This window comes from Candidatus Krumholzibacteriia bacterium (assembly GCA_030748535.1).
Taxonomy (GTDB): Bacteria; Krumholzibacteriota; Krumholzibacteriia; order JACNKJ01; family JACNKJ01; genus JASMLU01.
Map to the genome: position 1 here is coordinate 60,775 of JASMLU010000002.1, position 25,620 is coordinate 86,394.

The following is a 25,620-nucleotide window of genomic DNA, read 5'->3' on the forward strand; positions in this document are numbered from 1 at the left end:
CCGAGCTAGCGTTTCCAGTGTCCAGGCACCCAGACGTGGCCGCGCGGTGTGTTTTTCCAATGACCGGCAAGCCATCGGGCATTTCGCTTGCCCTTCACCCAGTGGCCCTTGACCCAGACATAGCGGTGACCGTTCCACTTCCAGTGACCCTTGACCCAGACATGGCGCGGGCCGGGACGGGCAGTGCGAACTTCCACCTTGGCCGATGGCGGGGTCGCAGGGACATAGGCCACCGTGCTGCATCCGCCCAGAAACAGGGCCAAGAGGAAGGGGCTTAGTGTTTTCAGGACTCTCATTGTACACCTCCGGTTTTTCTTCACTGCGGGCACTGCAGAGACTGTGCCATTACTCCAGATGCTTCTTCCAGCCACGGGGCGCACACACCTTGCCCGCTCCCAGAAATCGGGCAAGGTCGGCAATGGTATCGGCCATGGCAGTGCGGAATTCGGAAGAAGGACGGAAGCCCTCTTCCAGATGAATGCTGTGAAGAATCAGTTCCCCCTTCTTTCGATCGAACTTGGGGTCCACGCGGCCGACCAGATTCCCGTGGTGGAGAATGGGAAGTACATAGTAGCCATAGTGTCGTTTCGGCGCGGGCACATAGATTTCAATTCGGTAGCGGAAGCCCAGAAGGTCTTCGGCGCGATCTCTCTGCCAGAGAAAGGAGTCGAAGGGACAAAGGAGTGTCGTTCCCCGTGGCTCGGGCAAGCGACCGAGCTGCCGAAGACTTTCCGGCCGTGCATAGAAGGCTTCCTCAAAACCTTCCACGCGAACTTCCACGATGTCTTTCGCCCTCAGGGCCCTGTCGATGACCTTCCTTCTCTCGGCGGCTTTCAGACGGGGAGAAGTCATGTAGTCCACCAAGTGTCGCTCACTGGCGATCCCGTTTCCAGAGAGACCAAGAAAGAGCCAGGAATCCTCCCACTCTCTCCTGCTGGCCGGACGGGAGTCCGGATACACACGCTCTGAGAGGTCATAGAGTCGCCGGAAATGCCTTCGATTGCGGATGGCGATAGCGCCCTTCCACCAGAGCCACTCCAGCGCCATTTTCTCCTCTTTCCAACCCCACCAGGCCGCGGTCCGATCCGAGGATTTGAAATCAGCGCTCTCCAGAGCCCCTTCCCTCCGAATCCTCTCGCGCACCCTTCGCAAGACGGCGGCAGACGGTCTTCTTTCATTCCACCACTCGCTCGTTGGATTGAAGGCGCAGTTGCTGCGAAGAGTGTTGGGAAGCTGCCTCATGGGAAGCAGACAGGCCGCATGTCCCCAGAACTCATGCGCAAGGCCGCTCTCCCAGGCCAGGGAGTCGAGCCTGGCTCGGTCGTAGGCACCGAAGCGACTCCAGAGAGTCAGGTAGTGAGCGCGATCCAGAACATTGACGCTGTCGAGTTGCAGCCCGCCACAACGCTCCAGATGCTCCACGAAACTGCGGGCGGTGAGTTTTCGGGAACGAGGTTTCGTCAAGCCCTGCCGGTAGAACCAGAGTCTTCGAAGGGACTCCTGATCGACGAATGCTACTTCTTTCTTCACGAAGACCTCCCCAGGGCAGGGTAGCAGGATCTTGCAGGAAGCCAAGTGAATGCTTGTATCCTTCCTCCCGGCGACTACATTACCATCCATGGCTGTCTACTCTGAACTCGCCCCCTTCTATGACCTGCTCTTTCCCCCCAGCGAAGAGCAGGCGGCATTCCTGATTCAGAAACTCTCCGACTCCGATTGCCATCATCTGCTCGATGCAGGCTGTGGCACGGGTCGGCATCTGGAGATTCTCGCAGAACAGGAATTTGCTGTGACCGGGCTCGAGCCGGAAGCGGCCATGGCACTGCGAGCGAATGAGCGCCTGGGAGACAGGGGGCGGGTTCATACTCTCGGCCTGGAGCATTCTGCCGAACTGGAAGAAGCTCCCTTCGATGCCGTTCTCTGTCTGGGAAACACGCTGGCCCATCTTCTGGACCACCCTTCCCTGAAGACCGGACTTGAAGCCCTCTCGGGAGCCCTTCGCCCCGACGGGCTTCTGCTCCTGCAGATGGTCCACTTCGAGAAAGTCCTCCGGGAAAAGAAGAATCCCTTCGAGCCTCGTGACATCGTCGATTCCGCTGGCCGCGAGCTACGCTTCCATCGCGCCTATGCCTTCGGCGAAGACCTTCTGGAGTTTCACCTCTTGCTTGAGGGAGAGAATCTGAAGATTGAGGATCGCTTCCCCCTACGCCCCTGGCGACTCGCGGAACTGGAGCCGACCATGAGAGAAGTGCATCTGGAAATTGAAGGCGTCTATGGAAACTGGAAGGGGGATGATCGGACCAAAGACTCACCGGCGACGATTATCTCCGCGAGGAAAATCAGGTCCTGAAGATCTTTCTTCCCAGCGCGATGTTGAAGCGCTCACGCTCTTCCGTATTGAAAACCGGAAAACGCCAGGCCAGGAAGAGATAAACCAGGGCACCCAGAGCTACGACTCCGAGCAGAGACAGGATACCCTCCACCCTCTCCAGTAAGAGCCAGACCGCCACTCCCATGACAGTGCCATAGATCAGAACCTTCAGATTGGCCATCCAGGGAAAACGAACGGCAATGTGCCGTTTTAGAATCGTGTAGCTCAGAAGGTAACCGAAAACCAGAGCGCTTCCGGTAGCCAGCGCTGCGCCAACCGCACCCCCAAAGGGACCTTCCATGGGAATCAGGATGAAATCCAGGATGATGTTATAGATCAGGAAAATCCTGCTAAAGAGGGTGATCTCCGGTTTTTCGAGGATCAGGGGAAGGAAGCTCATGGTGTTCAGGTAATGCGTCATGAACATCGCAAGGAAGTAGATGCGGAAGGGAAGAACCGCCGGCAACCACTTCGGATCGAAAATAATGCTGATGATCGGAGTAGCGAGAAGAAGTGCTCCAATGAGCAGGGGGACAATGAAACTCGTTACCACCTTGTTGTAAAAACGAAAGACCTTGACCAGTTGGTTCTTGTCCTTCCTCTCGGTGTACTCCTTTACATAAACGGGAATAATGACCCTCAGCAAAAGGTGCATGGGAACCAGGGTTACAAGAGCCGTAACCGCAGAGGTTGCGAAGCGGTAAACTCCAGCCTCTTCCACGCCCTGAAAGTGACTGATGATCCAGGTGTCGATATCCTTGTACAGCGCGATCAGGGTCAGGCTGCTTGCATATTGCAGGAGCCCGAAGCGAAAGAGCCGCTTGTACTGAACCTGCTCCGCTGACTCATCCTCCAGATTCCGGCTCAGGCCCAGAATCCGTGCCAGAAAAGCCAGCATCAGGGCGAGGTTACTGATAGCCAGAAAGGTAAAGAGCCTCTCCAGAGTTCCTGCGCGGGGAATCGGACCCTCTTCGGGAAGAAACCAGAGAAAGAGAAACAGTTTCAATGCCTGAAACCCGACCAGCACGAAGTTGCGATACTTCTGGGCCCGGTGCGCCGTGAGCATCTCTTCGAGGATGTTCGCTTCGACCTTGAAAATCGTAAAGAACAGGAAGAAGGGCAGAAGGCTGATGAACTGCGGGATGTTCAGCCAGGAAGAGAGGGCATCCCGAAAGAGCCAGCAGAGATAGACCAGAAGGGCGCCGGTGAAAACATGGCTCAAGGCTCCAAGCCACTGAATTTTCAGGACGGCGCTGCGGTTCTTCGTCCCGAGAAACTCGGGAAGGTATCGTTGAACAATGGGCTGGATTCCAAGAGAGAGAATCATTGTTCCCTGCATGTAGGTTGCAAGGACAACGCTATAGACTCCGTAGTTCTCGGTGCTGAGCTTGCGAGCCAGAACAATGGAAATAAAGAGCGAAAGAAACTGGGAGCCGTAGGTACCCAGGAACACATAGATCGTGTCCTGGAGCATGCTCCGGAGCTTGCTCTTCTGCTCGCCGGAGCTCACCCTACCAGACCGCCACCACTCCGAGAGTCAGGTCCCAGACACGATCCTCACCCTCGGCGGGTTCCTGTGTCCGGGCTTCCAGAATCAGTTCCAACTTGTCATTGAGGATGCGATTCAGACCCAGAGCCGTGGAAGTGTGCATCAGGCTTCCGTCTTCAGCATCCGCCGTGACATCGAAGAGGATTTCGGCATTCCGGCAAACCTTGTAATAGATGCCAAAGAGCGAACTGAGGTGACCGTTGGGAAGGCCGACCTCGCCGCGATACCAGGTCATCTGGGGACGGGTATAGGCACCGGCCTTCTCGCCGTCCAGGTTCAGCTCCAGTCCCACCGTGTGGGCTGTTCCGTCAATCCAGGGGCCGAAAACATCGGCCTGATACCAAGCATCCAGCTTCAGGGGATTCGTAAAGCCTCCGTAGAGGTTGCCGAAGAGAACTAGACTGAGAAAGTCATCATAGGTGTCGAAGCCCTCGCTCAGGATCCCGCCCGTGAAGGCGGAGAGATGAAAACTCTCGTTCAGGCCGTAGCTGGGTCCGGTGAAAAGGAAATAGTCACGGGGCAGTTCTTCCGATGCGCCGAAATTGGCGCGGGACCCGAAGACTTCAAAACCGCTTAGACCCTTCGGGTAAGGCTCCCAAGTATCCACGGCCAGGGCGAGTACCGGGAGCAAGAGGATGCTCAGGATCATCAAGGTGCTACTGTGTCTCATTCTGCCTCCCAATGGGCTCATGGCTTGTGAAGCCGCATTTCCATACCAGTCTAGCGGCGGCTTTTAGGAAAGTCCACCGCGAAAACCCCCGCTTCCTATGTCTTGCTGGGAGAAGAAGTTCCCTCTAGAAAAAGGCTGGGACATTCTCCACCCGGGTCACTTCCGGGACATGCTCTTTCAGGGTGGCTTCGATGCCGGCCTGAAGAGTGATGTTACTCGAGGGACAACCGGCGCAGGCGCCCACCAGGCGAACCCGGACGACTCCCTCATCGGTCACTTCGACCAGGTCCACATTGCCGCCATCCATCTGCAGGGCGGGGCGAATCAGGTCCAGAGCCTGCTCGACACGACGGGTCAGATCATTCATCTCGCTCATCATCCTCCTTGGGGTTTCATTGCCCCTAATCTAGCTTCGCTTCGCCCTTTCGCAAGGCTTCCGGCTCTTCCGGTTCACGTAATTGCAAGTCATGGAGCTGTCGATACAGCTTCCCGGAGTCCATGAGCTCCTCATGGCTTCCCTCTTCCGCCTTGCGTCCTCCCTCGAGAACCAGAATCCGATCCGCCCTGCGGACGGTCGAAAGCCGGTGGGCAATCACCAGACTGGTTCTTTCTTTCATCAGTCCCTCGATGGCCTCCTGCACCAGGGCCTCGCTCTTCGTATCCAGGGAACTGGTCGCCTCGTCGAAGATGAGAATCTCGGGATCCTTCAGCAGGGCGCGGGCAATGGCCAGTCGCTGTCGCTGCCCGCCGGAGAGTTGCAGTCCCCGCTCCCCGATCACCGTATCGTAGCCTTCGGGAGCTTCCAGAATGAAATCATGGGCGCGGGCCATCTTCGCCGCCGCTTCCACTTCTTCGCGACTCGCGCCGGGACGACCGTAGGCGATGTTGTTCAGGATCGTGTCATTAAAGAGAATGACATCCTGGGTGACAATGCCGAACTTGTTCCGCCAGTCAGAGAGGCGGAAACCCTCGATGTCGATGCCATCCATGAGGATCCTGCCCTGAACGGGATCCCGGAATCGGGCCAGCAGATCGGCCACCGTGCTTTTCCCCGCCCCACTCGGCCCCACGAGAGCCAGCACCTTCCCCCGGGGAAGAGAAAAGTCCAGATCCTGAAGAACGGGGTGCCCTTCCCGATAGGAAAAGCCCAGACCCTCAAATTGAATGGACTCCTTCAGGGCTCCGGGCCGGGTTCCCTCGTCCAGCATCCTGCGCTCGTCGGGGGCATCGAGAACCTCGAAGATTCTCTCTCCCGCCGCCGCACCTTCCTGGACGAACTGGTTCAGGTCGCTGATTCTCCGAAGAGGGCCGACAATGCTGAGAACCGCCACCACAAAGAGCACCAGATGGCTGGCTTCCAGATTCCCGGCAAGGACCTGAATCCCCCCGTAACCGACAATCAGCACCACGGAGAGGCTTCCCAGAATCTCGCTCAGGGGCGCATTCAGGGCACCGAGAGCTCGAAGCCGCAGGGCGCGGCGATAGTAATCCAGATTGAAACGGTCAAAGCGCTTCTCTTCGTATTCCTCACGGCCGAAGGCCTTGACCACCCGGACCCCGACCAGGGTTTCCCCGATTGCCGAAGCCATGTCAGCCATTCGCTCCTGGATCCTTGTTCCGTCACGACGAAGGAGACGGCCCAGAAAGCGCAGGAGAAAGGCATTGACCGGCACAATCAGGAAGGTCAGAAGCGCCAGACGCCAACTGATGGCAAAAATGATGGTCAGGCCCACGAAAATCACCAGCAAATTGCGGAAGAACACAGCGGGTGCGCCCACGAGGGCTCCCCGCAGGGTGTTCACATCATTCACCACGCGGCTGACCAGACTGCCGCTCGGGTGATCCTGATGCCAGGCAAGGGGCAGGGTCTGAAGGTGGGCAAAAAGTCGACCCCGAATATCGTAGAGGCTTCTTTGTTCGAGCAGATGGACAAGAAAAGCCTGCAGGTAGTCGAAGAGATTCTTCAGGAAGTAGGCAAGCAGGATCACCCAGAGCCCCCGAAACAGCCTCTCGGAGCGCTCGCCCCGGTCCAGCCAGAGACGGGCACTGCCCAGAATCCGGTCTTTTCTCACCGATGCCTTCTCCAGCCAGGAAGCGTCTTCCCCGGCCGGGGCGGGAAGTTCTATGGTCACGGCCTCTTCCTGAAAGAGGTTGTCCAGAAAGGGCACCACCAGAGTCAGGGAACTGCCGTTCATCAGGGCAAAGAGAAGAATGGAGAGGGCCGCCAGAAGAACACGACCCCGATAGGGTCGCAGATTTCCGAGCAAACGGGAATAGATAGAAAACATGACTCTCTCGAAGGCTTGGGACTCCCGATGGTCTAGCAGTTTTCCGCCGGAGAGACAAGCGGCTCGGGTGTTTTTGGTAACCGGGCCGGGAGAAGCCTAAAAAAACCGGCCCAGGGGACCGGAGCATTTTCTTGCAATCTGACAAGAATTAAGCGGAAAATTCCCCTACAAATGTTTTTCCAGACGACTGATCAGGCTGTATCGGGGCGGAACGCCGGTAATCGTGTCCACAGGGCGTCCATCCTGGAAGACCAGGAGCGTGGGAAGGCTCTGGACACGGTAGCGGATCGCCAGGTCACGGGACTCATCCACATTGACCTTGGCAAATCGGAGCTTGTCTCCCATCAGGTCGCTGATTTCTTCCAGCATCGGCTCAATGGTCCTGCAGGGGACGCACCAATCGGCCCAAAAGTCAACAATGACAGGGGTTTTTCCGCCACCTACGATTTCATCGAAGTTGCTGGAGTCCAGATTCTCGAGGGCGCTGAGGGTCTTTTCGGGCATCATTTATCATTCCTTCATGCTTTGGCAAGGTCAAACTACTAAGGGGGCGACCTTCATCACAAGGGTTTTTTCAGGGAATTTTCCGGGCTACTGAAAAAGGGTATCGCCATTCCCAAGTGTCCTGATAATTGGGGCTTGCGAACTCCTTCACCTTATTTGCCAGAAAGATAAATGTTTCCCGATAATCCATAACCTAATTCAGACGCAGGCAAAAAAGCGGTTTTTTTCCAAGCCCCGACTTTTCAAGGGCTTGCCCGTGTCGAAAGGCTTTGCTATATAAAACCGGAACCCGAGTCGCCTTTCGAGCATATAAGCATGGCTGATTTTGTCCCGAAAATGACCCAGCAAGGAGAATTTGCCCGATGGAAACCCATTACAATGTCGACGAACTCAATGAAAGGGTAGAGCGGGAGAGCCACTTTGTCCGGGAAATCCGGGAGGAAGTGTCCCGGGTCATCGTCGGTCAGCAGTATCTGGTAGACCGCCTCCTGATTGGCCTGCTCTGCCGGGGGCATGTCCTTCTCGAAGGTCTGCCCGGTCTTGCCAAGACCCTGGCCGTGAGCAGTCTCGCCGGTGCCGTGAAAGCGGACTACCGCAGAATCCAGTTCACCCCGGATCTTCTTCCCGCCGACCTTCTGGGCACCCAGATCTATGACCCCAAGACCGGGGACTTCCGTACCCGCAAGGGCCCGGTCTTTGCCAATTTCATTCTCGCCGACGAAATCAACCGCGCGCCGGCCAAGGTTCAGAGTGCCCTGCTCGAAGCCATGCAGGAGCATCAGGTCACCCTCGGCGGCGAGACCCATGCTCTTCCCGAGCCCTTTCTGGTGCTGGCCACTCAAAACCCGATTGAACAGGAAGGAACCTACCCCCTGCCCGAGGCCCAGGTGGATCGCTTCATGCTGAAAGTGCGGGTCGGCTACCCGGACCGGGCCGAGGAAAAGGAAATCCTGCAAAGGATGGGCGGAATGGAAAGCCCCCGGGTCAATGCCGTCATCGAGACGGCCCGTATCGAGGAGGCCCGCAAACTCATCCATGAAATCTACATGGATGAGAAGGTTCTCGACTACATCATTGCACTGGTCTTTGCCACCCGGGAACCGGAATCCGTGGGCCTCGGCCAGCTGATCAGCTACGGAGCCAGCCCCCGGGCCACGATCTACCTCGCCCAGGCCGCCAGAGCCCATGCCTTCCTGCGGGGTCGCGGTTATGTCACGCCCGAGGATGTCAAGAAGGTCGGGCTCGATGTCCTTCGCCACCGGATCATCGTCAGCTACGAGGCCGAGGCCGAAGAACTCGACAGCGATGCGGTCGTCCTTCGTCTCTTTGATGCGGTGGAGTTGCCCTAGGCATGGCAGAACAGGATTTCATTCCGCCCGAGATTCTCAAGAAGGTACGCCGGATAGAACTGTCCACACGGCACCTGGTGGAGGATCTTTTCGGGGGCGAGTACCATTCCGTCTTCAAGGGAAGCGGAATGGAATTCGACGAGGTGCGAGAATACAGCCCCGGCGACGAGATCCGGAGCATCGACTGGAATGTCACCGCCCGCATGGGCCGCCCCTTTGTAAAACGCTACCGGGAAGAACGGGAACTGACGGTCATGCTGGCCGTGGACGCTTCGGCCAGCGGGCTTTTTGGCAGTGGCGATCGCATGAAAAGCGAGGTCATCGCAGAAGTGGCCAGCGTTCTCGCCTTCAGCGCGATTCGCAATCAGGACAAGGTCGGATGCCTGATCTTCACGGACCGGGTCGAAAAATACATCCCCCCCTCCAAGGGCCGCCGCCATGTTCTTCGAATCGTCCGGGAACTCCTCTATTTCCAGCCAGAGGGCCGGGGCACGGATCTGGGCAATGCTCTGGAAACCCTCAGCCACCTGCTCAAGCGCAAGGCCGTGGTTTTTCTTCTCAGCGACTTCATGGATGAAGGTTACGAAACTGCCCTGCGCCTGAGCGCGCGACGCCACGACCTGATTGCACTGCACCTCTATGACTCCCTGGAATGCCATTTGCCCGATGCAGGGCTGCTTCGCCTGAAGGACGTTGAAACCGGCGAGGAATGCTGGGTGGACAGTTCCAGCGACCGCTTGCGAAGCCGTTTTCATTCGGATGCCGCACGGCGCGAGCGGGATGTCAGCCGCCTTCTCAGCCGGAACGCGGTCGATGAAATCCGCCTCGATGTGCAGCAGGAGTTTGTCAGTCCCCTGGTTCAATTCTTTCGCCGCCGGATGAAGCGTCTTGCCCGGGGTTTCCGTCGAACGGCGCCACTGGCCCTCTTCATCCTCGCCCTTCTTCAGTCTACATCGGGAGCGCAGACCCCCGCTGCCACACCCTTCTCCGGCAATCCGGGAGCAGCGGCAGAGCAGGGGCTTCCCGTATTTCCCCGGGCTGCCCTGAAGACTCTGGAAGAAAAGTCGATTGAGGAACTCTGTGGCGCAGCCCGCCCCCGCAGGGAACTTCGCCGCGACATGGCTGCTTCCGTCGAGAGTTATCTGGAGAAAGACCTGCAAACGATCGGCGACCCGAATCTTCTGCGCTGGACCTTTGTGCTGGAAGAGGGCGCCGAAGCGCTGGCAATCGACTGGCCGGCACCTCCGGCACAGATTCTGCCCCTCTGGAATCCGGAGACAGAGGGGGAACTGGCCGACACCCTGAACATACAGGACTTCCTTCGAATAGACAGCCTCTTCGGACAGGAACAGGACACCCTGCGCCTGAACCTGGCCTTCAGCACCTTTGCCCCCGACACCTTCTCCATTGCCGGGCCGATTCTTCGCTATCAATACGAGGGCAAAGAGCGGGAACTCTTGTCGGCCGCCCTGCTTCTGTCCTGCCAGTCCGTACTGAGTACGGGTCCCGACAGCGCGGCTCTGCGGGACTGGAAAGAAGCCGGCCGCATTCGGGGCAACTGGCTAAAACCTCTTCTCAGTTGGGGACTCCCGGCTCTTGCGCTGCTGGTCTTCGCAATCTGGCTCCTGCTTCGTTTACGCAGGCGGGAACGACCTCTTGCCGAGCTTCCCCGGATTTCTCCCGATGAGGAGGCCATGGCAAGCCTGCGGGTGCTGGAAGAAAAAGACATGCCCGCCCGTCAGGCCTTCCACGCCTTTCACAGTCAACTCTCCCTGATTCTCCGGCGATATCTGCATCGCCGCTACGGGCTTCCCTTTTCCGACTGGACGCAGGAGGAGATTCTGCTCGGTCTGAAAAGGATCTCTCTGGACACCGCCTGGCAGGAGGACCTGTCCCAGCTTCTGGAGAATGCCGATCTCGTGAAATACGCACAGGGAAAGAGCCGGGAGGAGGAGTGCCGGAAGGCTCTCTCCTCCGCGCGCGGATTCGTTCGGGCAAGCCGCTTCGGGGAGGAATCCTCATGATTGAACGCTTTGTCCATCCGCTCTTTCTCCTTCTCCTCTTGCTGTTGCCCCTGGCCCTTGTATGGCGCTGGCGGATTCGCCCGGTCGAGAGCCTTCGCCTCCGCATCTCGGACACCCGGATTCACCGGAGGATTGCCGGGCAGGGCCGTGCCCGCTTGCGGCGACTTCCCCGGGTTCTGCGCATGCTGGTGATGGTTCTGCTGGTCTTCGCCATCGCAAGGCCGCAGTCGGGAACCCATGAACAGGAAATCCTCAGCGAGGGCGTGGACATCATTCTGGCTCTTGACCTTTCGACTTCCATGCGGGGAGAGGATTTTCGCCCCAAGAACCGGCTGGAGGAAGCCCGGGAGCAGGCACGGGCCTTTGTTCGCAAGCGTCCCCAGGACCGGATCGGCCTGGTGATCTTCGCGCATGATGCCTATACGCAGTGCCCCCTGACTCTGGACCACGATCTTCTCGATGAGTTTCTGCTGGAACTGGAAATGGGACTGATCGAGGACGGCACTGCCATTGGCAGTGCCATCGCCACCGCTGCAAACCGTCTCCGGGAGAGCGAGGCGGAAAGCCGGGTGCTCGTGCTTCTGACCGATGGCGACAACAATGCCGGCAAGATCGACCCCTTGAGCGCATCGAAGGCGGCGGCCGCTCTCGGGATCAGGATCTACACCATCGGCATGGGCAAGGAGGGCAAGGTTCCCTATCCCGTGGACGATCCTTTCTTCGGACGCCGATACCAGTACATGGAAACCAACCTGGATGAAGAGACTCTTCGCGAGGTCGCCCGACTTGGCAAGGGACAGTACTTCCGGGCCGACCGCGAAGGCTCCCTTGCGGAGATCTACGCAGAAATCGATGAACTGGAGAAAAGCGAGATCGAAAGTATCGAGAGAGTGGACTATCGGGAAGCAGGACTGCTCTTCCTTCTTCCAGCTCTCCTTTTCTTCCTTCTGGAGATTCTGTTCTCCCGCTGGATTCTGAGAGGTCTGCCATGAGTTTCGGAGATCCTCGTTTCCTCTGGCTTCTCGGCCTCTGGCCCCTGGCCTTTCTTCTCGTCCTCTGGGCGAGCCGCAGGCAGGAGCGCCTGCGAGAGAAGTTTCTGTCCACGCCCATGTTTCATCGCCTTGTCAGCGGCTACTCTGTTTCCCGAAGGCGGCAAAAGAGCTTTCTGATCCTGCTCGGACTGGCGGCCCTCCTTCTGGCCCTTCCGCGTCCCCAGATCGGAAGTGAACTTGCGGAGGTCAAGCGCCGGGGACTGGATGTCATCGTTGCCCTGGACACCAGTCGTAGCATGCTGGCTGAGGATCTTCGCCCCAATCGCCTGCAGGCGGCAAAACGGGAGATCGAGGAACTCTTCCGCATGCTCCGCGGAAACCGGATCGGGCTCCTGAGCTTTGCCGGAGAGAGTTTCACGAACATGCCCCTGACTCTCGATACCTCTGCGGCCAGCATCTTTCTCGATGGAATCCGGGTGGGCAGCATTCCGGTGCCGGGAACCAATCTCGAAACAGCCATTCGACGAGCAGCCGCCACCTTCCCCGGAGATGAACGCCGTTACAAGGTACTGGTCCTGCTCACCGACGGAGAAGGGCACGAGGGCGATGCCCTGAAAGCCGCGCGCGAGGCTGAAAAAGAGGGCGTGGTCATTTTCACCATCGGTGTCGGCACAAAAGAGGGTCATACCATTCCCCTGCGGGAAGAGCAGAGCGGCATACTGAAGGAAAACCTGCGCGACCGGGACGGGCGTCCTGTCTTCAGCAGGCTGGATTCGGGAATCCTGCAGAAAGTCGCCGCACTCACCGGCGGCGCTTACTACGAGTCCGGGGGAGGAAGACTGGACCTGGAGCATCTTCGCGAGACGGTTCTCGGAATGGAGACCCGGGAACTGGGGGGAAGGGAAAGCCGCAAGCCCATTGAGCGTATGGCCTGGTTTGCGGGACTGGCCTTCCTGGCTCTCGGTTTCGAGGCCCTGCTTCCCGGAAAACGAAAAGAGGAGGAAAAATGGTCCGGTCGCTATTAGTCCTCATCCTTCTTCTTTCCACAGCGGCGCTTGCCGGAAAGCTGCCCCTGAAGGCAGCGGGGCAGCACGAAGAGGCCCGGGGGATGATCGAGGAGGGACAATTTGAGCAGGCCGCCGGGCACTTGAGCCAGATCGCCCTTCGTCATCCTGAAAACGGGGTTCTCCAGCGGAATCTTGCCGGTGCCCTGGCTCGCTCCGGCAAAGGCGAGGAAGCACTGCTCGCCTATCATCAGGCTCTTCGTTATGCGAAAGACCGGGACGAAAAAGCGCGCATCCACTACGATCTGGGAAACACTCTGGCTGCCGCAGGACAGACCGAGGCGGCTCTTCAGCAATACGCGCAGAGCCTGCTTCTAAGACCCGATGACCGGGACGCCAAGCACAATATCGAGTTCCTTCTGAAGCAGATGCAGCAGGAAGAGCAGAGCGAAGAAGACTCGGAGGATCAGGAGCAGGAACAGGAAAACGAGGAGTCTCAGGAGCAGGACTCTCCCGACAATCAGGATCCCGGGGATTCTTCCGAAGATCAGAAGGAGAAGCCCGAGCAGGGGGAGCAGGAAGATCAGGAGCAGGAGCAACAGGAACAGGCTCCCCGTAGCGAGGAATCCGGGATGAGCGAGGAAGACGCAAAGCGTCTCCTTGATGCCATGCAGGAAGAGGAAAAGGAATTGCAGGAAGCGCGAGCCAAGCAGGCCATCCCCGAGCAAAGGGATGTGGAGAAGGACTGGTAGATGACTCTTCGAAAACTCATCCTCTTCGCCCTGTTTTCGCTGCCCGCGCTGGCCGGGGTGGAAGTCAGCACGAAGCTGGACCGGGAGAACATCGTCCGCGGCGAGAGTTTCACCCTGACGATCTCCGTGGTCGGCCCTCTTCGGGGCATTCAGGCTCCGGCTTTTCCGGATCTGGAGTCCCTCACCCTGGTCGGAACCTCCAGTTCCAGTAATTTCAGCTACATCAACGGGGAGAGCCGGAACGAGAAGATCTTTCACTACCAGTTGATTGCACGCGACACCGGGCCTCTGGAGATCCCGCCCATTGCGGTGAAGGTCAAGAAGAAGACCCACTACAGCAAGGCCCTGAAACTGAAGGTCCATTCCTCGGGGCAGCCCTCCCGACCGATTGCAGGAGAACCCGGAAGAAGGGTCTCCCCGGAGCGGGGCCAGATCTTCATCCGCAGCTGGTGTGACGAGGAAGAGGTCTGGGTGGGAGAACAGCTCATCCACCACTTCGCCCTGTATCGGGACACGAGGCTCCGCTTCCGGGGCACGCCCCAGTACGAAGAACCCGAGACCGGAGGCTTCTGGAAGGAAGCTCTCGGGGACGAAATCAGCGGCTTCCGCAAGCGGGAGGGACGCGACTATGCGGTCACTGAACTGCGAGCCGCTCTCTTTCCCCAGGAGTCCGGGACCCTCCAGATCGGTCCTGCGACCCTTCGGGCCAGCATCTATGACCCGCGCCGGGATGATTTCTTTTCCTTCGGTTTCGGAAGAGCCGGGGGAAGGGATCGGGTGCTTCAAAGCGAGGCCCTGGAAATCCGGGTGCTTCCTCTTCCAGAAGAAGGCAAGCCCGCAGGCTTTCTCGGCACGGTGGCCCACAATCTCCGGTTTCATGCGGACATCGAGCCGGGGCCCTATGAAGTAGGCCAACCCTTCACCCTGACGCTGCGCCTCAGCGGACAGGGCAACCCGCGGGCCTTTGCCGCTCCAAAACTCTCCCCGGGCAAGAGTTTTCGGGAGTACGAGTCCGACCTGCAAAGCGTTCAGAATGTCGATGCAGAGGGAATCTATGTGGAAAAGGTCTTTACCTGGGTTCTCGTCCCGCAGTCAGAGGGAAGGGTGGAAATCCCGGGAATCGATTATCCCTGGTTCAATCCGGAGAGTGGGAAATACGAGGTCGCGCGCACTCCTCCCCTGTCACTTGTGGTCGCCCCTTCGAGCGCACCGGAGGCAAAACCCCTGGTCTTCTCGGATCTGGACCGCAATCGCGCGGAAGTCCTGGGGCGCAGTATTCACCACATTCGAACGGTTCCCCTTCTTGCCGGAGACGGTCAGCGCTTCCCCCGCTCTGCTGCGTTCTGGACTCTTCTCGCCCTGCCCTGGCCCCTTCTCGCTTCTGCCTGGATCTGGAGAAAGAGGAAGGATGCGATGGAAGGCGATCTTGCGGGCTACCGCTCCCGCAGGGCCGGGCGCATGGCCCGGAAGCATCTGAGAGATGCGAAAAAGGCTCTCTCGCAAGGCGATTCCGGGAACTTCACCTCCGCCCTGTCCCTCGGGCTTCGGAACTACCTGCGCGATCGCCTGGCTTCCTACAGAAACGACGAAGACTCCCTGAACGCTCTTGCTGAAAGCGGCGTCTCCCACGAAGATTGTGAGACTTTCCGGTCCCTCCTCGGCGACTGTGATTTCGCGCGTTTCGCCCCCGGCGACCGGGAGCAGTTGCAGGGGGAACTTCTGCAACGAGCCGAGCTCCTTCTGTCCCGTCTTGAAAAGACACGGAAGCGATCTTCCCTTCCCCTGAGCGTCCTCCTTCTACTCCTTCTTGCCTTCCCTGTAATGGCCGATACGGAAGAGTCAATGTTGGAGGCCGCCGAACGATACGAGGCCGGGCAGTTTTCTCATGCAGCGGCACAGTGGCAGGACCTGGCGGACTCCGGCCTGGAGGACAGCCAGCTCTGGTACAATCTCGGCAACGCCCGTTTTCAGGAGGAAAAGATCGGCGAAGCTATTCTCTCCTGGCGGCGTGCCCTGAGACTCGCACCCCGGGATCGCATGAGCCGGGAGAATCTGGAAATCGCGCGGGCCCGGGTCCTGCACGAACTTCCCCCGGCGGAAGCCAGCATTTCTTCGAAACTCTGGATGGGCTTGCGCTCGATTCTCAGCCCCGGAGAAATGGCGCTCTTCGCCCTCCTTTTTCTCTGGTCGCTCAGCATTCTCGTCCTGCTCCTCGTCCTTCGCAGGGCCTCCTGGACCAGGCTTCGGGTTCCCGTCTGGCTCTTCCTTTTGCTATTCCTTCTCGCCTCCCTGGCGATGGGAAAGGCCGAGCGCGAAGACTGGGGAGGTCGTCAGGCCATCCTGCTTGCGCCGTCGGTGACGCTGCTTTCGGGGCCGGGCGAGGACTTCCTGTCCATCGTGGAAATCCACGAAGGCAGTGAACTGGAGATTCGGGAAACCCGGGGCGAGTGGATGAGGATCCGCATGCACGGAGATCTGGAAGGCTGGCTTCTCTCCGGCACGGTAGAGCGGCTCTAGTTCTCCCGCAGGTAGTTCTTCAGGCCCGGTTCCAGACCCTCGATCCAGAGTCTGGTCTCGCCTTCTTCGAGCAGGATGCTGATCGGCAACTCTGCCACCGGATCCTTGACATGGAAGACGCGCTCTACGCTCTCCCGCCCTATGCGCCAAGGACCCTCGGGAGCATGGCCGACCATGTCGTCAAGCCAGAGAAGCTCCAGCTCCATGCCTTCCAGCGCAGCCAGCTGACGGCGACTGGGCTCGTGGGCACCCAAAACCAGAACCAGGAGCCGACGACCCCGGGAAACTTCTTTCAGAAAGGAGCGGTAAGGCCGACGATCCTTCAGGCGGAAATCCTCGCTCAGTGAATAGGGAAGCAGGTTGCGGTCGTCGCGCTCGGCCAGGGGAATGCCGATGTCCATCTCAAGGAAAAGAGAATCCCCGGCGGCAATGTCGAGTTTCCGGCTGACAAAGCGCGGCTCGCCCAGGGAATTGCGAAGTCCTCCCATAAGCCAGTATTCCCCGGCGGGCAGGTTCCAGTCGACGATTCCCTCGCCCTCGGAAATCTGTCCCAGATACCAGGGCTCGAAGCGTCCCTCCCGGAAGAGGTTCAGTCGGGTTTGCCGCCAGGTTTCCACATTTTCATAGGGCTGGCCGTTTTCGAAATAACGAACGAGCAGGAAGGCTTCTTCGGCCATGCCCGGTGTATCATCATCAGAAGAGGCATCCTCAAAGGGAAGAAACTCCTGCCAGTTTCCCTGCTGCCAGACTCCCACCGTGGGCACTCCGCGCACTGCGCGAGCCGGGAGGCCGTGGCGACGGAAGAGACCGACCAGACAGGCCTTGGCCCCCGCCTCATCGGACCAGCCGCTTCGCCAGGTCTCCCCGGGCGTGGCGACATGACCCAGGCGGCCCTCGTCGGCCTTTTTTACCCGGGTACGAAATGCCTGCAGAAGCTCTTCAGCCGAAAGTACTCCCATCCAGGGAATCTCCGTCCAGGAGTCGTGATTGGCGGCCTGGTGGTAGAGCCAGGGAGAAAGCACATAGGGATCGAAGATGCTGTCGGGGAGCGAGGGGGCAAGGGCACGGACGCGGAGGATTTCCGCGAGCAATGGCTGCAGGCCCGCCGGGTCGAACTCGTAGTAACTCTTGATGTCCATTTCCGCGAGCAGGTTCAGGGCAAGAGATTTCTCCGGGGCCTTCAGGGCCAGGATCTCGTGAGCCCATTTCGCGGGCGCGGGGCCGGCTTCCTCCATGGTCTTCCGGATTTCTTCGGAGCTTGAATGCCCGGCGAGAGCTTCTTCCCATCCTTCGGGCAGGCGAGCTCTCTCCTTCCGCGCCGCGTCATTGGCATCCAGACGATCCTGGTGCGACTTCCACAGCGGATCCTCCGGCGACACTTCGCAGTCCTCCGGCGCGTCCCCGGTCCTGGACGGGCCGTAGCGAAGCCAGACCGGATTCTCCAGCAGAGTCAATCCGGGATGAAGCTCCAAGTCACAGAGCTTGCCCGGGCGCACTTCCGCCAGGGCAGAGTAGGGCTGACCGCCTGCCTCGGCGGTGAGCAGATAGTCCCCTCGGCCCATGAAGATCCGCTCGCCCGGGCGCACCCGTCCGAGAACACTGGGCGAAGCGAAGTTGAAGACATGAATCCAGACCCATTCCGCTTCCTGTTCCCCGGGAAGAGTCACCAGAAGTTCTCCGGGATCCGTGTAGACTTCCGTTGTGTTGAGAACCGTCGCTCCATTCGCCTGACGGTACAGCCGGGAAGCTTCCGGGGAAGGCAGGGGCATTTCGCCATAGGCATTGGAAAGAACCAGTCCGGCGCGTCGTGTGGGATTGCTGAACCAGGCCCGGTCCAGACAGGCTGCCGGCTCGCAGGATCCCATGTAGTGCCAGGCGTCTCCTGTAAAAACCTCGACCCAGGCGTGGTTGCTGTCGCCTGTGGTCCAGTAGGGCGTGTAACACTGGCGGGCGGGAATGCCGACACTTCTGAGGGCGCTGATGAGAAGAATCGTCTCCTCCTCACAGCGCCCGATTCCCCGCTCCAGGGTTGTCAGCGCCGGCTGGTCGCGACGGGAACTGGCGCGGTAGGTAGCCCATTCCCGGCAGAAACGGTTCACCTCCAGCGCAGCTTCCGAAAGTGACATTCCCTCGGTTCGCTCCCCGATCATCTCACGCAGGACCCTTCGCCAATTCTGGGGCGGCTCCTGGCTTACCCGATGCGGCAGGACAAAACTGTGGAAGGTCCAGGCGTCCACTTCCGGGCGCCAGGTTTCAAGAGCAATCCTGACGTTTTCAATCAGGGCATCGGCAGACCAGGCTCCGAGATCCGGTGCGGGCAGCCAGGCAAGAAGAAACTCAAGAGCTTCCCGCTCCCGGGTTTCCGCAGTGCCCAGCCAGGTGCGAAGAGCCTCTCCTTCATAATGACGCTCCAGGGTGGTTTCCACCCGGGAAGCGATGTCCTCACTGGGTGGCCATGTCCAGTCTTCGGCAAGCAGGACAAAGGGAAGAAGACCGAGGGAAAGAAAAATTGTGCGGATCATGCCAACCTCACGAGTATCGCCAGACTGGTTGTTCGCCCGCCAAGTTTGGTAGGCCAGGGAAGTTCTCCGAAGGGGAGAGCCTGGAAAGAGGCTCCCTCATCAATCAGGCGGTCGGTGGCAAGACAGGGACCGGGAATCACCTTTGACTTTTTCCAGAGAGGCTTGAGGGCGGGGAAGTAGTCGTGAAGGAGAATCAGGCCGCCGGGATTGAGTCTTTCCAGGGCCAGGGGAACTTCCTGGTAGACGGAAGAGGCGGCGTGGGAACCATCGAGAAAGATCAGGTCGTAATTGTCCCCCCCCGCCGGGAGAAAATCCGTGGCAGGACAGGCATGAAAATCCACGATATCCAGGCAAGCGAGATCAGAGATGTAGTCGCGGGGAGGTCGCTCGGAAGAAAAATGAAACCATGGCTTTGTGTCCGGGTCGTTGACATCGCGGAAGTCCACCGTATCCAGATGAACTTCTTCGCCCTCGCTTCTCAAAAGAGACAGGGCTTCGGCAATATGCACCGTGGAGGCCCCGATATGGGTTCCCACTTCCAGAACGCGCCGGGCTTTCAGATAGCGAAGAAGATAGAAAAGGGCGCGACGGTCTCCCGGGTTCACACCGCCGGTTCCATCGGGAATGGCAAAGGGCAGAAACCTCTCTTCTGCCCTGCCCCACTCTTTCTCGATGGCCGGATCTTCCAGAAAGGAGAAACTGAAATCCGAGGCTCGGCGAAGCATGTCCAGGGAAACGTGCCTTCGGGACAGGGAGTTCAGGGATCTCCGGTCGCGACGAATGTCAAGCTGGCGGCGGATCACGAGAGGCAGGTGTTTTTCAATGTGTTCTCTCATAGGAGGAGACTATCCCATTCCCGGAGAAGGTCAAGAAGGGATGCTTTGGATCCCGTGCATCAGGAAATCCATCACTTCGTCCAGACGGGAGGAAAGCCGGTAGTTGCGTTCACTGAGAACCCAGTTCGTGGCCGTCTCGTCCAGGAGGCCAAAGACCAGTTTGGTCGTGAACCAGAGATCCAGGTCCCGGCGAAAGATCCCTTCCCGCTGCCCCTCCTCGAGAAGTTCCTCGATCATGCGAAAGTAGTCCCGAAGGCGGCTTCGACTGTAGGCACCCATGAAGCGTGCCGAGTGGCGAAGCTCGATCTGGAAGATCGTGGCCAACTCCGGATCCGAGCCCAGAGACTCAAGGTGCAGTTCCAGCACACGGCGAAGGCGGGGAAGGGCGCCCTCCATGCCATCGAGTTCCCGGCGACCCGCATCGAGGAAACGGCTCATGCTTTCCTCAAAGATGCTCGAGAGCAGTTGCTCCTTCCCCTCGAAGTAGACATAGACCGTTCCATCGGCCACATTGGCGGCCTTGGCGATATCGCTGATCCGCGTGCGGTAGAAGCCCTGGGAGCTGAAAGCCTGTTTGGCCGCCCGGATGATCCTCTCCCGTTTCTCGGGACTCTTCTTCGCCTTTTCCATGAGCCTCCAATAATGAACAGTATTCAGTATAAGCAAAAAGTGCGTCTCCGGTAAAGGCTGAAATCTCAAAGAAACTTGCTGATTTCACAGGGAATGGGAAAGAGCTTGACGAATCTGGGGATAAGAGTCACAATTCCGCACTGAATATTATTCACTCGGAGGAAGGCTCATGGCATTCAAGATCGAGAAGGCTGCGGTCCTGGGAAGCGGTGTAATGGGAAGCGCCATTGCCGCTCACCTGGCCAATGCGGGCATCGCCTCATTGATGCTCGATATCGTTCCCCCCGAGGCCGGCGAAGACCCCGCAGAGCGGAATCGCTTCGGAAGCGAAGCACTGAAGGCCGCCCTGAAAAGCCGTCCCGCCCCTTTCTACCGGAAGGATCTCGCCGGACTGATCGAGATCGGCAACTTCGAGGACGACTTCGAGCGCATTGCCGAAGCGGACTGGATCATCGAGGTGGTCAAGGAAGATCTGGAGATCAAGAAGAAGGTGCTTGCGCAGGTGGACAAGCACCGGAGAGCGGGAAGCTTTGTCAGTTCGAACACCTCGGGCATCTCGATCGCCGCCATGGCCGAAGGGCTGAGTGATGACTTCCGGAAGCACTTCCTGGGAAGTCACTTCTTCAACCCCCCGCGCTACCTCTACCTTCTCGAACTCATTCCTACTGCAGACACGGACCCGGAGGTTCTGGGCTTCCTTGAGGACTTCTCCGATCATCGTCTGGGCAAGGGCGTGGTCATTGCCAGTGACACCCCGAACTTCGTGGGCAACCGCGTCGGAGTCTTCGGCATGCTCGACGGCATGGCCGCCATGGGAGAACAGGAACTGACAGTCGAGGAAGTGGACTTCCTCACCGGGCCTGTCATCGGTCATCCGAAGAGCGCCAGTTTCCGCACCGGCGATCTTGTCGGGCTCGACACCTTCGTGGCCGTGGCGGGCAATGTCTACCATGGATGCCCGGAAGACGAGTCGCGGGAGACCTTCGCCACTCCCCCCATCCTTGAAAAGATGCTCGAGAAGAATCTTCTCGGCGACAAGAGCGGAGGCGGTTTCTATCGAAAGAGCCGCGATGCCAAAGGCAAGCGGGTCATCGAGACCCTCGATCTGGATACTTTCGAATACCGCGAAAAACAGCGGGCGAAGTTCCCCGAGTGGGAAGCCCTCCGCAACATTGATGACATCGACGAGCGACTCACCGCCATTTCGCAATCAAAGGGCCGCGCCAGTGACTTCATCTGGCGAACCCACAGCCACCTCTTTCTCTACTGCGCAAACCGTATCGGGGAAATCGCGGACGATCCCCTCCCCATCGACAATGCCATGAAGTGGGGCTTCGGCTGGGAGCGCGGTCCCTTTGAAATCTGGGACGCCTTCGGCTTCGCAGAAACCTGTGCTCGCATAAAAGAAGAAGGCCTCCAGCTTCCCGCCTGGATCGACACGATGCAGGAGAAGGGCGCAAAGGGATTCTACCGCCTGGACAATGGCAGCTTCTCGGTCTGGGATCACCGGCTGGAAGATTACCGGGAGATTGAAAGCGACCCGGGCCGCCTGAAGTTCACTCATCTTAAGAGCGAGCCGGAGCGAGTCGTGAAGAAGAACGCGGGATGCAGTCTCGTGGATCTTGGCGACGGCGTGGCCGGCCTGGAGTTCCATTCCAAGATGAACACCCTGGGCGCGGACATCATCAACATGGTGCCGCGGGCTGTCGCAGAGGTGGAGGAGAACTTCGATGCTCTCGTGGTCGGCAACCAGGGTGCCAACTTCTCCGTAGGCGCCAACCTGATGCTGGTTCTCCAGGAAGCACTGGAAGGCGAATGGGAAGAAGTGGACCTCATGGTGCGCGGCTTCCAGAGGGCAACCATGGCTCTCAAGTACGCGCCGGTTCCCACGGTCGTGGCGCCCTTCAATCTCTGCCTCGGCGGGGGAGCGGAGTTTGTGCTTCACGGACAGAGAGTGCAGGCCAGTGCGGAAACCTATATCGGCCTGGTCGAAGTGGGCGCGGGAGTTCTTCCGGCCGGCGGAGGATGCAAGGAACTTTACCTTCGCAATCTTGCGGCGGGAACCGAACCGAACAACCTGCAACCGATTCTGCAGAAGACCTTCGAGACTATCGGCATGGCAAAGGTCGCCACGAGTGGTGAAGAGGCCCGGCAGATGGGCTTCATCACCCCCACGGACGGCGTCACCCTGAACCGCGAACGCCTGATCAGCGATGCCAAGCAGGCCGCGCTTTCCATGGCCAGGGAAGGCTGGCGTGCGGGCAAAGAGCGGGAGGACATCCCGGTCATGGGTCGTGCAGGCCGCGCTCTTGTGGAAACGGTTCTCTTCAATATGGAGCAGGGCAATTTCATCAGTGCGCATGATCGTCTCGTCGGAGCCAAGGTGGGACACATTCTCTGCGGTGGCGATTTGACCGGTACGCAGAAAGTCAGCGAACAGTACCTGCTCGATCTCGAGCGCGAGGGCTTCCTCTCTCTCATGGGAGAGCGCAAGAGCCTTGAACGCATGCAAGCCATTCTCAAGACGGGCAAGCCCCTCAGGAACTAGGAGGACAGGGATGCGAGAAGTTGTCATTGTCGCAGCTACCCGAACAGCAGTGGGACGAGCCCCACGGGGCACACTCCGCGACACGAGACCCGATGACCTGGCCGCCGCCTGTGTGCAGGGACTTCTGGATCGAAGTGGTCTGGAACCCTATCTCGTCGGAGACCTTATTCTCGGCTGTGCTTTTCCCGAAGGCGAGCAGGGAATGAACATGGCAAGGCAGGTGGCCTTTCTCGGGGGACTGCCCGATGAGACCACAGCCATGACCATCAACCGCTTCTGCTCGAGCGGACTGGAGGCCATTCACCTGGCTGCGCTCAAGGTAGGCAGTGGCATGATCGAATGTGCGGTCGCCGGTGGCGCAGAATCCATGAGTGCCATTCCCCTGGGCGGACTCTCCTATCGTCCCAACCCGAAGCTGGCCTTCGAAAGGATCGAGAGCTACACGAACATGGGCATCACGGCCGAACTTGTGGCCGCTGAAGACTGCATCAGCCGAGAGGATCAGGATGCCTTCGCCCTGCAAAGCCATCAGCGTGCGCTGTCCGCTCAGGAAAAAGGTCTCTTCCAGGACGAGATCACGCCCCTTCAAGTGGAAGTGACCCGACCTGCTGGCAAGGGCGCAAAGACCGAGAGCAAGACCCTGAGCTTCGACCGGGATGAAGGTCCCCGCGCTGGCAGTTCGCTCGAAGCGCTGGCCAAACTGCGTCCGGCCTTCAAGCAGGACGGAACCGTCACACCGGGCAACTCCAGCCAGATGAGCGACGGAGCCGCAGCGCTCCTCGTCTGCTCGGCAGACTTTGCGAAAGAACAGGGTCTCAAGCCCCTGGCCCGCTATGTCTCCTACGCCACTGCGGGACTGGCTCCCGAAGTGATGGGCCTTGGACCGGTCTATGCAGTCCCGATTGCCCTGGAGCAGGCCGGCCTGAAGCTGGAGAACGTGGACATCATCGAACTGAACGAAGCCTTTGCGGCACAGGGCCTTGCCGTCATGCGCCGCCTGGGAATGGACAATGAAAAGACCAATGTAAACGGCGGTGCTATCGCGCTTGGTCATCCTCTCGGATGCACGGGGGCAAAACTCGCAACGCAGGCCATCTATGAGCTTGGCAGGCGGGGCGGTCGGCATGCTATGGTCACCATGTGTGTGGGCGGCGGAATGGGCGCCGCAGGCATTTTCGAAAACCTGCAGTAAAGGAAGGATGACGATGGGCGAGGAAATCATTCGCGGATGCTCGTTTCTGACCGAGGACCACAATCTGGAACAGATTTTCATTCCGGAAGAGTTCAACGATGAAGCGAAGATGATCGGCAAACTGACCAGCGACTTTGTCGCGGGAAGCGTTCAGCCGAAAATGGATGCCCTGGAAGCTCTCGAAGCGGGAGTGATGGATGGACTCCTGAAGGAAGCGGGCCAACTGGGCCTTCTGGCCGTGGACATTCCCGCCGACTACGGCGGATTTGCGCAGACCAAGGCCATCGGCATGTTGCTGGCCGAGAAGCTCGGCCCCAGCGGTTCCTTCCAGGTTGGTCACGGTGCGCATTCGGGCATCGGCACCCTTCCGATCGTCTATTTCGGTACAGCGGAGCAGAAGCAGAAGTACCTGCCAGCGCTTGCCACGGGCGAACTCCTCGCCGCCTATGCCCTGACCGAGGCAGGAAGCGGTTCCGATGCCATGAATGCAAAGAGCAAGGCCGTCCTCAGCGAAGACGGTTCTCACTATCTGCTCAACGGCGAGAAGATGTTCATCACAAACGCGGGCTTCGCCGACATCTTCATCGTCTTCGCAAAGGTAGATGGAGATATGTTCACGTCATTCATCCTGAACAGGGACATGGAAGGCCTGAGCACCGGTGCCGAAGAGAAGAAGCTCGGCATCAAGGGATCATCGACCCGGGCCCTGGTGATGGAAGATGTGAAGGTGCCCGTGGAGAATCTGCTCGGGCACATCGGGCGCGGGCACGAGATTGCTTTCAACATTCTCAATGTCGGGCGTTTCAAGCTGGGAGCCGGTGCAGTCGGTGCTTCCATCGCCACCCTGATCGAAGCCGTCAAATACGCAAAGGGGCGCGAGCAGTTCGGCAAGCCGATCAGCAGTTTCGGTTTCATCAAGCACAAGATCGGCGAATCCGCTGCGCGCATCTTTGCCGCTCGATGCATGGTCTACCGCACGGCCGGACACATCGACCAGAACATCGCCCTGCTCGACGCAAGCGATGAAAACTTCTACTCGAAGATGATCAAGACCGGCATCCGGGAATACACGACCGAGTGCTCGATGCTGAAGGTCTTCTGCTCGGAGGTGCTCGACTATGTGGTCGACGAGACCTTGCAGATTCATGGAGGCTATGGCTATGTCAGCGAGTACAATGCCGAGCGCTACTACCGGGACAGCAGAATCAACCGCATCTTCGAGGGCACGAACGAGATCAACCGATGGATCATTGGCGGAGAGGTTCTCAAGAAGGCCATCAATAACGATCTCCCTCTCTTCGCACAGGCCAAGGCACTTCTGGATGAACTTACCGGCATCCCGAGTCTGGATGAAGAGGACGACTCCGGCTTCATGTCAGAGGAGGCTGCCTGGCTGGCCCTCGCAAGAAAGGCCGTCGTTCTTTCTCTCGGAACTGCAGCGCAGGAACTGGGCGAAAAGCTCAAGGAACTGCAGGAAGTTCTGGGCTACCTCTCAGACATGATCATTGACGTCTACGGAATGGACTCGGCGATCAAGCGCGTTCAGAAGATGAAAGAAATGGGTGTCGAAACGACGGTGGCCGAAAAGATGACTCGTCTCTTCTGCAACGATGCAATGGATCGCATCGAGACTCGTGGCCGGGAAGTGCTGGCCTCTTCGGTGGAAGGCGACATGCTGACGATCACCCTGCGCGGACTGCGCAGAACAATGAAGCGAAATCCGGTCAACACGCTGATCCTCCGCAGGGAAATCGCCGATGTGATTATCGACAAGGAAGAGTGGCCGATTTCGACAGACTGATGCAGGGAGTCGCCTGAAATGCGCCCTTCTTTTCCCTGTAACTCACCCCTCGCATTGCCGTAGTCTTCCGG

General features: G+C 58.9%; 19 protein-coding genes and 1 pseudogene. 10 read left to right on the forward strand and 10 right to left on the reverse strand.

Going from position 1 to position 25,620, the window contains the following annotated elements; translation table 11 throughout:
* Positions 1 to 5: 5 nt before the first annotated feature.
* Positions 6 to 296 (reverse strand): YXWGXW repeat-containing protein, encoded by a 291-nt coding sequence (locus QGH30_04225; protein MDP7021543.1) that lies wholly within the window; start codon positions 294 to 296, stop codon positions 6 to 8.
* Positions 297 to 345: 49 nt separating this feature from the next.
* Entirely contained in the window at positions 346 to 1,530 is a 1,185-nt protein-coding gene (locus tag QGH30_04230; protein ID MDP7021544.1) for a crosslink repair DNA glycosylase YcaQ family protein, read from the reverse strand.
* 88 nt (positions 1,531 to 1,618) lie between these two features.
* Between QGH30_04230 and QGH30_04235 the strand changes: the two genes are divergently transcribed.
* Positions 1,619 to 2,350 carry a class I SAM-dependent methyltransferase gene (locus tag QGH30_04235; protein ID MDP7021545.1) on the forward strand — a complete coding sequence of 244 codons (732 nt, stop codon included), beginning with the start codon at positions 1,619 to 1,621 and terminating at the stop codon, positions 2,348 to 2,350.
* Here the strand turns inward: QGH30_04235 and QGH30_04240 are convergent.
* From QGH30_04240 to trxA, 5 genes are all read right to left on the reverse strand, one after another.
* Complete coding sequence (locus QGH30_04240; GenBank protein MDP7021546.1) at positions 2,340 to 3,845, reverse strand: oligosaccharide flippase family protein; 1,506 nt, start codon at positions 3,843 to 3,845, stop codon at positions 2,340 to 2,342. The two genes, QGH30_04235 and QGH30_04240, sit on opposite strands and share 11 nt — an antisense overlap.
* A 37-nt stretch (positions 3,846 to 3,882) precedes the next feature.
* On the reverse strand, positions 3,883 to 4,590 hold the full coding sequence (locus tag QGH30_04245; GenBank protein MDP7021547.1) for a hypothetical protein: 708 nt from the start codon (positions 4,588 to 4,590) through the stop codon (positions 3,883 to 3,885).
* Between the two features lie 124 nt (positions 4,591 to 4,714).
* Positions 4,715 to 4,948: a NifU family protein gene (locus tag QGH30_04250; protein ID MDP7021548.1), complete on the reverse strand. Its 234-nt coding sequence runs from the start codon at positions 4,946 to 4,948 to the stop codon at positions 4,715 to 4,717.
* A gap of 43 nt (positions 4,949 to 4,991) precedes the next feature.
* Entirely contained in the window at positions 4,992 to 6,878 is a 1,887-nt protein-coding gene (locus tag QGH30_04255) for an ABC transporter ATP-binding protein (protein MDP7021549.1), read from the reverse strand.
* 165 nt (positions 6,879 to 7,043) lie between these two features.
* Positions 7,044 to 7,385 carry a thioredoxin gene (trxA, locus tag QGH30_04260; protein MDP7021550.1) on the reverse strand — a complete coding sequence of 114 codons (342 nt, stop codon included), beginning with the start codon at positions 7,383 to 7,385 and terminating at the stop codon, positions 7,044 to 7,046.
* Positions 7,386 to 7,744: 359 nt separating this feature from the next.
* Between trxA and QGH30_04265 the strand changes: the two genes are divergently transcribed.
* The 6 genes and pseudogenes from QGH30_04265 (at position 7,745) to QGH30_04290 (ending at position 16,020) form a co-directional block, all read left to right on the forward strand.
* A complete protein-coding gene (locus tag QGH30_04265; protein MDP7021551.1) occupies positions 7,745 to 8,731 on the forward strand; it encodes an AAA family ATPase in 987 nt (328 codons plus the stop codon).
* A gap of 2 nt (positions 8,732 to 8,733) precedes the next feature.
* Positions 8,734 to 9,609: pseudogene (locus QGH30_04270) on the forward strand (DUF58 domain-containing protein).
* Between the two features lie 1,142 nt (positions 9,610 to 10,751).
* Entirely contained in the window at positions 10,752 to 11,747 is a 996-nt protein-coding gene (locus QGH30_04275) for a VWA domain-containing protein (protein MDP7021552.1), read from the forward strand.
* On the forward strand, positions 11,744 to 12,772 hold the full coding sequence (locus QGH30_04280) for a VWA domain-containing protein (protein ID MDP7021553.1): 1,029 nt from the start codon (positions 11,744 to 11,746) through the stop codon (positions 12,770 to 12,772). Before QGH30_04275 ends, QGH30_04280 begins: the two co-directional genes overlap by 4 nt.
* Entirely contained in the window at positions 12,754 to 13,503 is a 750-nt protein-coding gene (locus QGH30_04285) for a tetratricopeptide repeat protein (GenBank protein ID MDP7021554.1), read from the forward strand. Before QGH30_04280 ends, QGH30_04285 begins: the two co-directional genes overlap by 19 nt.
* A complete protein-coding gene (locus QGH30_04290) occupies positions 13,504 to 16,020 on the forward strand; it encodes a BatD family protein (GenBank protein ID MDP7021555.1) in 2,517 nt (838 codons plus the stop codon). It begins immediately after the preceding gene.
* Here the strand turns inward: QGH30_04290 and QGH30_04295 are convergent.
* From QGH30_04295 to QGH30_04305, 3 genes are read right to left on the reverse strand one after another with little or no spacing between them, the layout of a single operon-like run.
* On the reverse strand, positions 16,017 to 18,542 hold the full coding sequence (locus QGH30_04295) for a transglutaminase-like domain-containing protein (GenBank protein MDP7021556.1): 2,526 nt from the start codon (positions 18,540 to 18,542) through the stop codon (positions 16,017 to 16,019). The genes QGH30_04290 and QGH30_04295 overlap by 4 nt on opposite strands.
* Positions 18,539 to 19,378, reverse strand: a complete 840-nt coding sequence (locus QGH30_04300; GenBank protein MDP7021557.1) for a class I SAM-dependent methyltransferase — start codon at positions 19,376 to 19,378, stop codon at positions 18,539 to 18,541. The genes QGH30_04295 and QGH30_04300 overlap by 4 nt, the downstream gene beginning before the upstream one ends.
* Before the next feature lie 30 nt (positions 19,379 to 19,408).
* On the reverse strand, positions 19,409 to 20,008 hold the full coding sequence (locus tag QGH30_04305) for a TetR/AcrR family transcriptional regulator (GenBank protein MDP7021558.1): 600 nt from the start codon (positions 20,006 to 20,008) through the stop codon (positions 19,409 to 19,411).
* A gap of 169 nt (positions 20,009 to 20,177) precedes the next feature.
* Between QGH30_04305 and QGH30_04310 the strand changes: the two genes are divergently transcribed.
* The 3 genes from QGH30_04310 to QGH30_04320 are packed head-to-tail and all read left to right on the forward strand — an operon-like array spanning position 20,178 to position 25,549.
* Positions 20,178 to 22,556 carry a 3-hydroxyacyl-CoA dehydrogenase/enoyl-CoA hydratase family protein gene (locus QGH30_04310; GenBank protein ID MDP7021559.1) on the forward strand — a complete coding sequence of 793 codons (2,379 nt, stop codon included), beginning with the start codon at positions 20,178 to 20,180 and terminating at the stop codon, positions 22,554 to 22,556.
* Positions 22,557 to 22,566: 10 nt separating this feature from the next.
* Positions 22,567 to 23,748 (forward strand): thiolase family protein, encoded by a 1,182-nt coding sequence (locus QGH30_04315; protein ID MDP7021560.1) that lies wholly within the window; start codon positions 22,567 to 22,569, stop codon positions 23,746 to 23,748.
* Between the two features lie 13 nt (positions 23,749 to 23,761).
* Complete coding sequence (locus tag QGH30_04320; protein ID MDP7021561.1) at positions 23,762 to 25,549, forward strand: acyl-CoA dehydrogenase family protein; 1,788 nt, start codon at positions 23,762 to 23,764, stop codon at positions 25,547 to 25,549.
* Positions 25,550 to 25,620 lie beyond the last annotated feature (71 nt).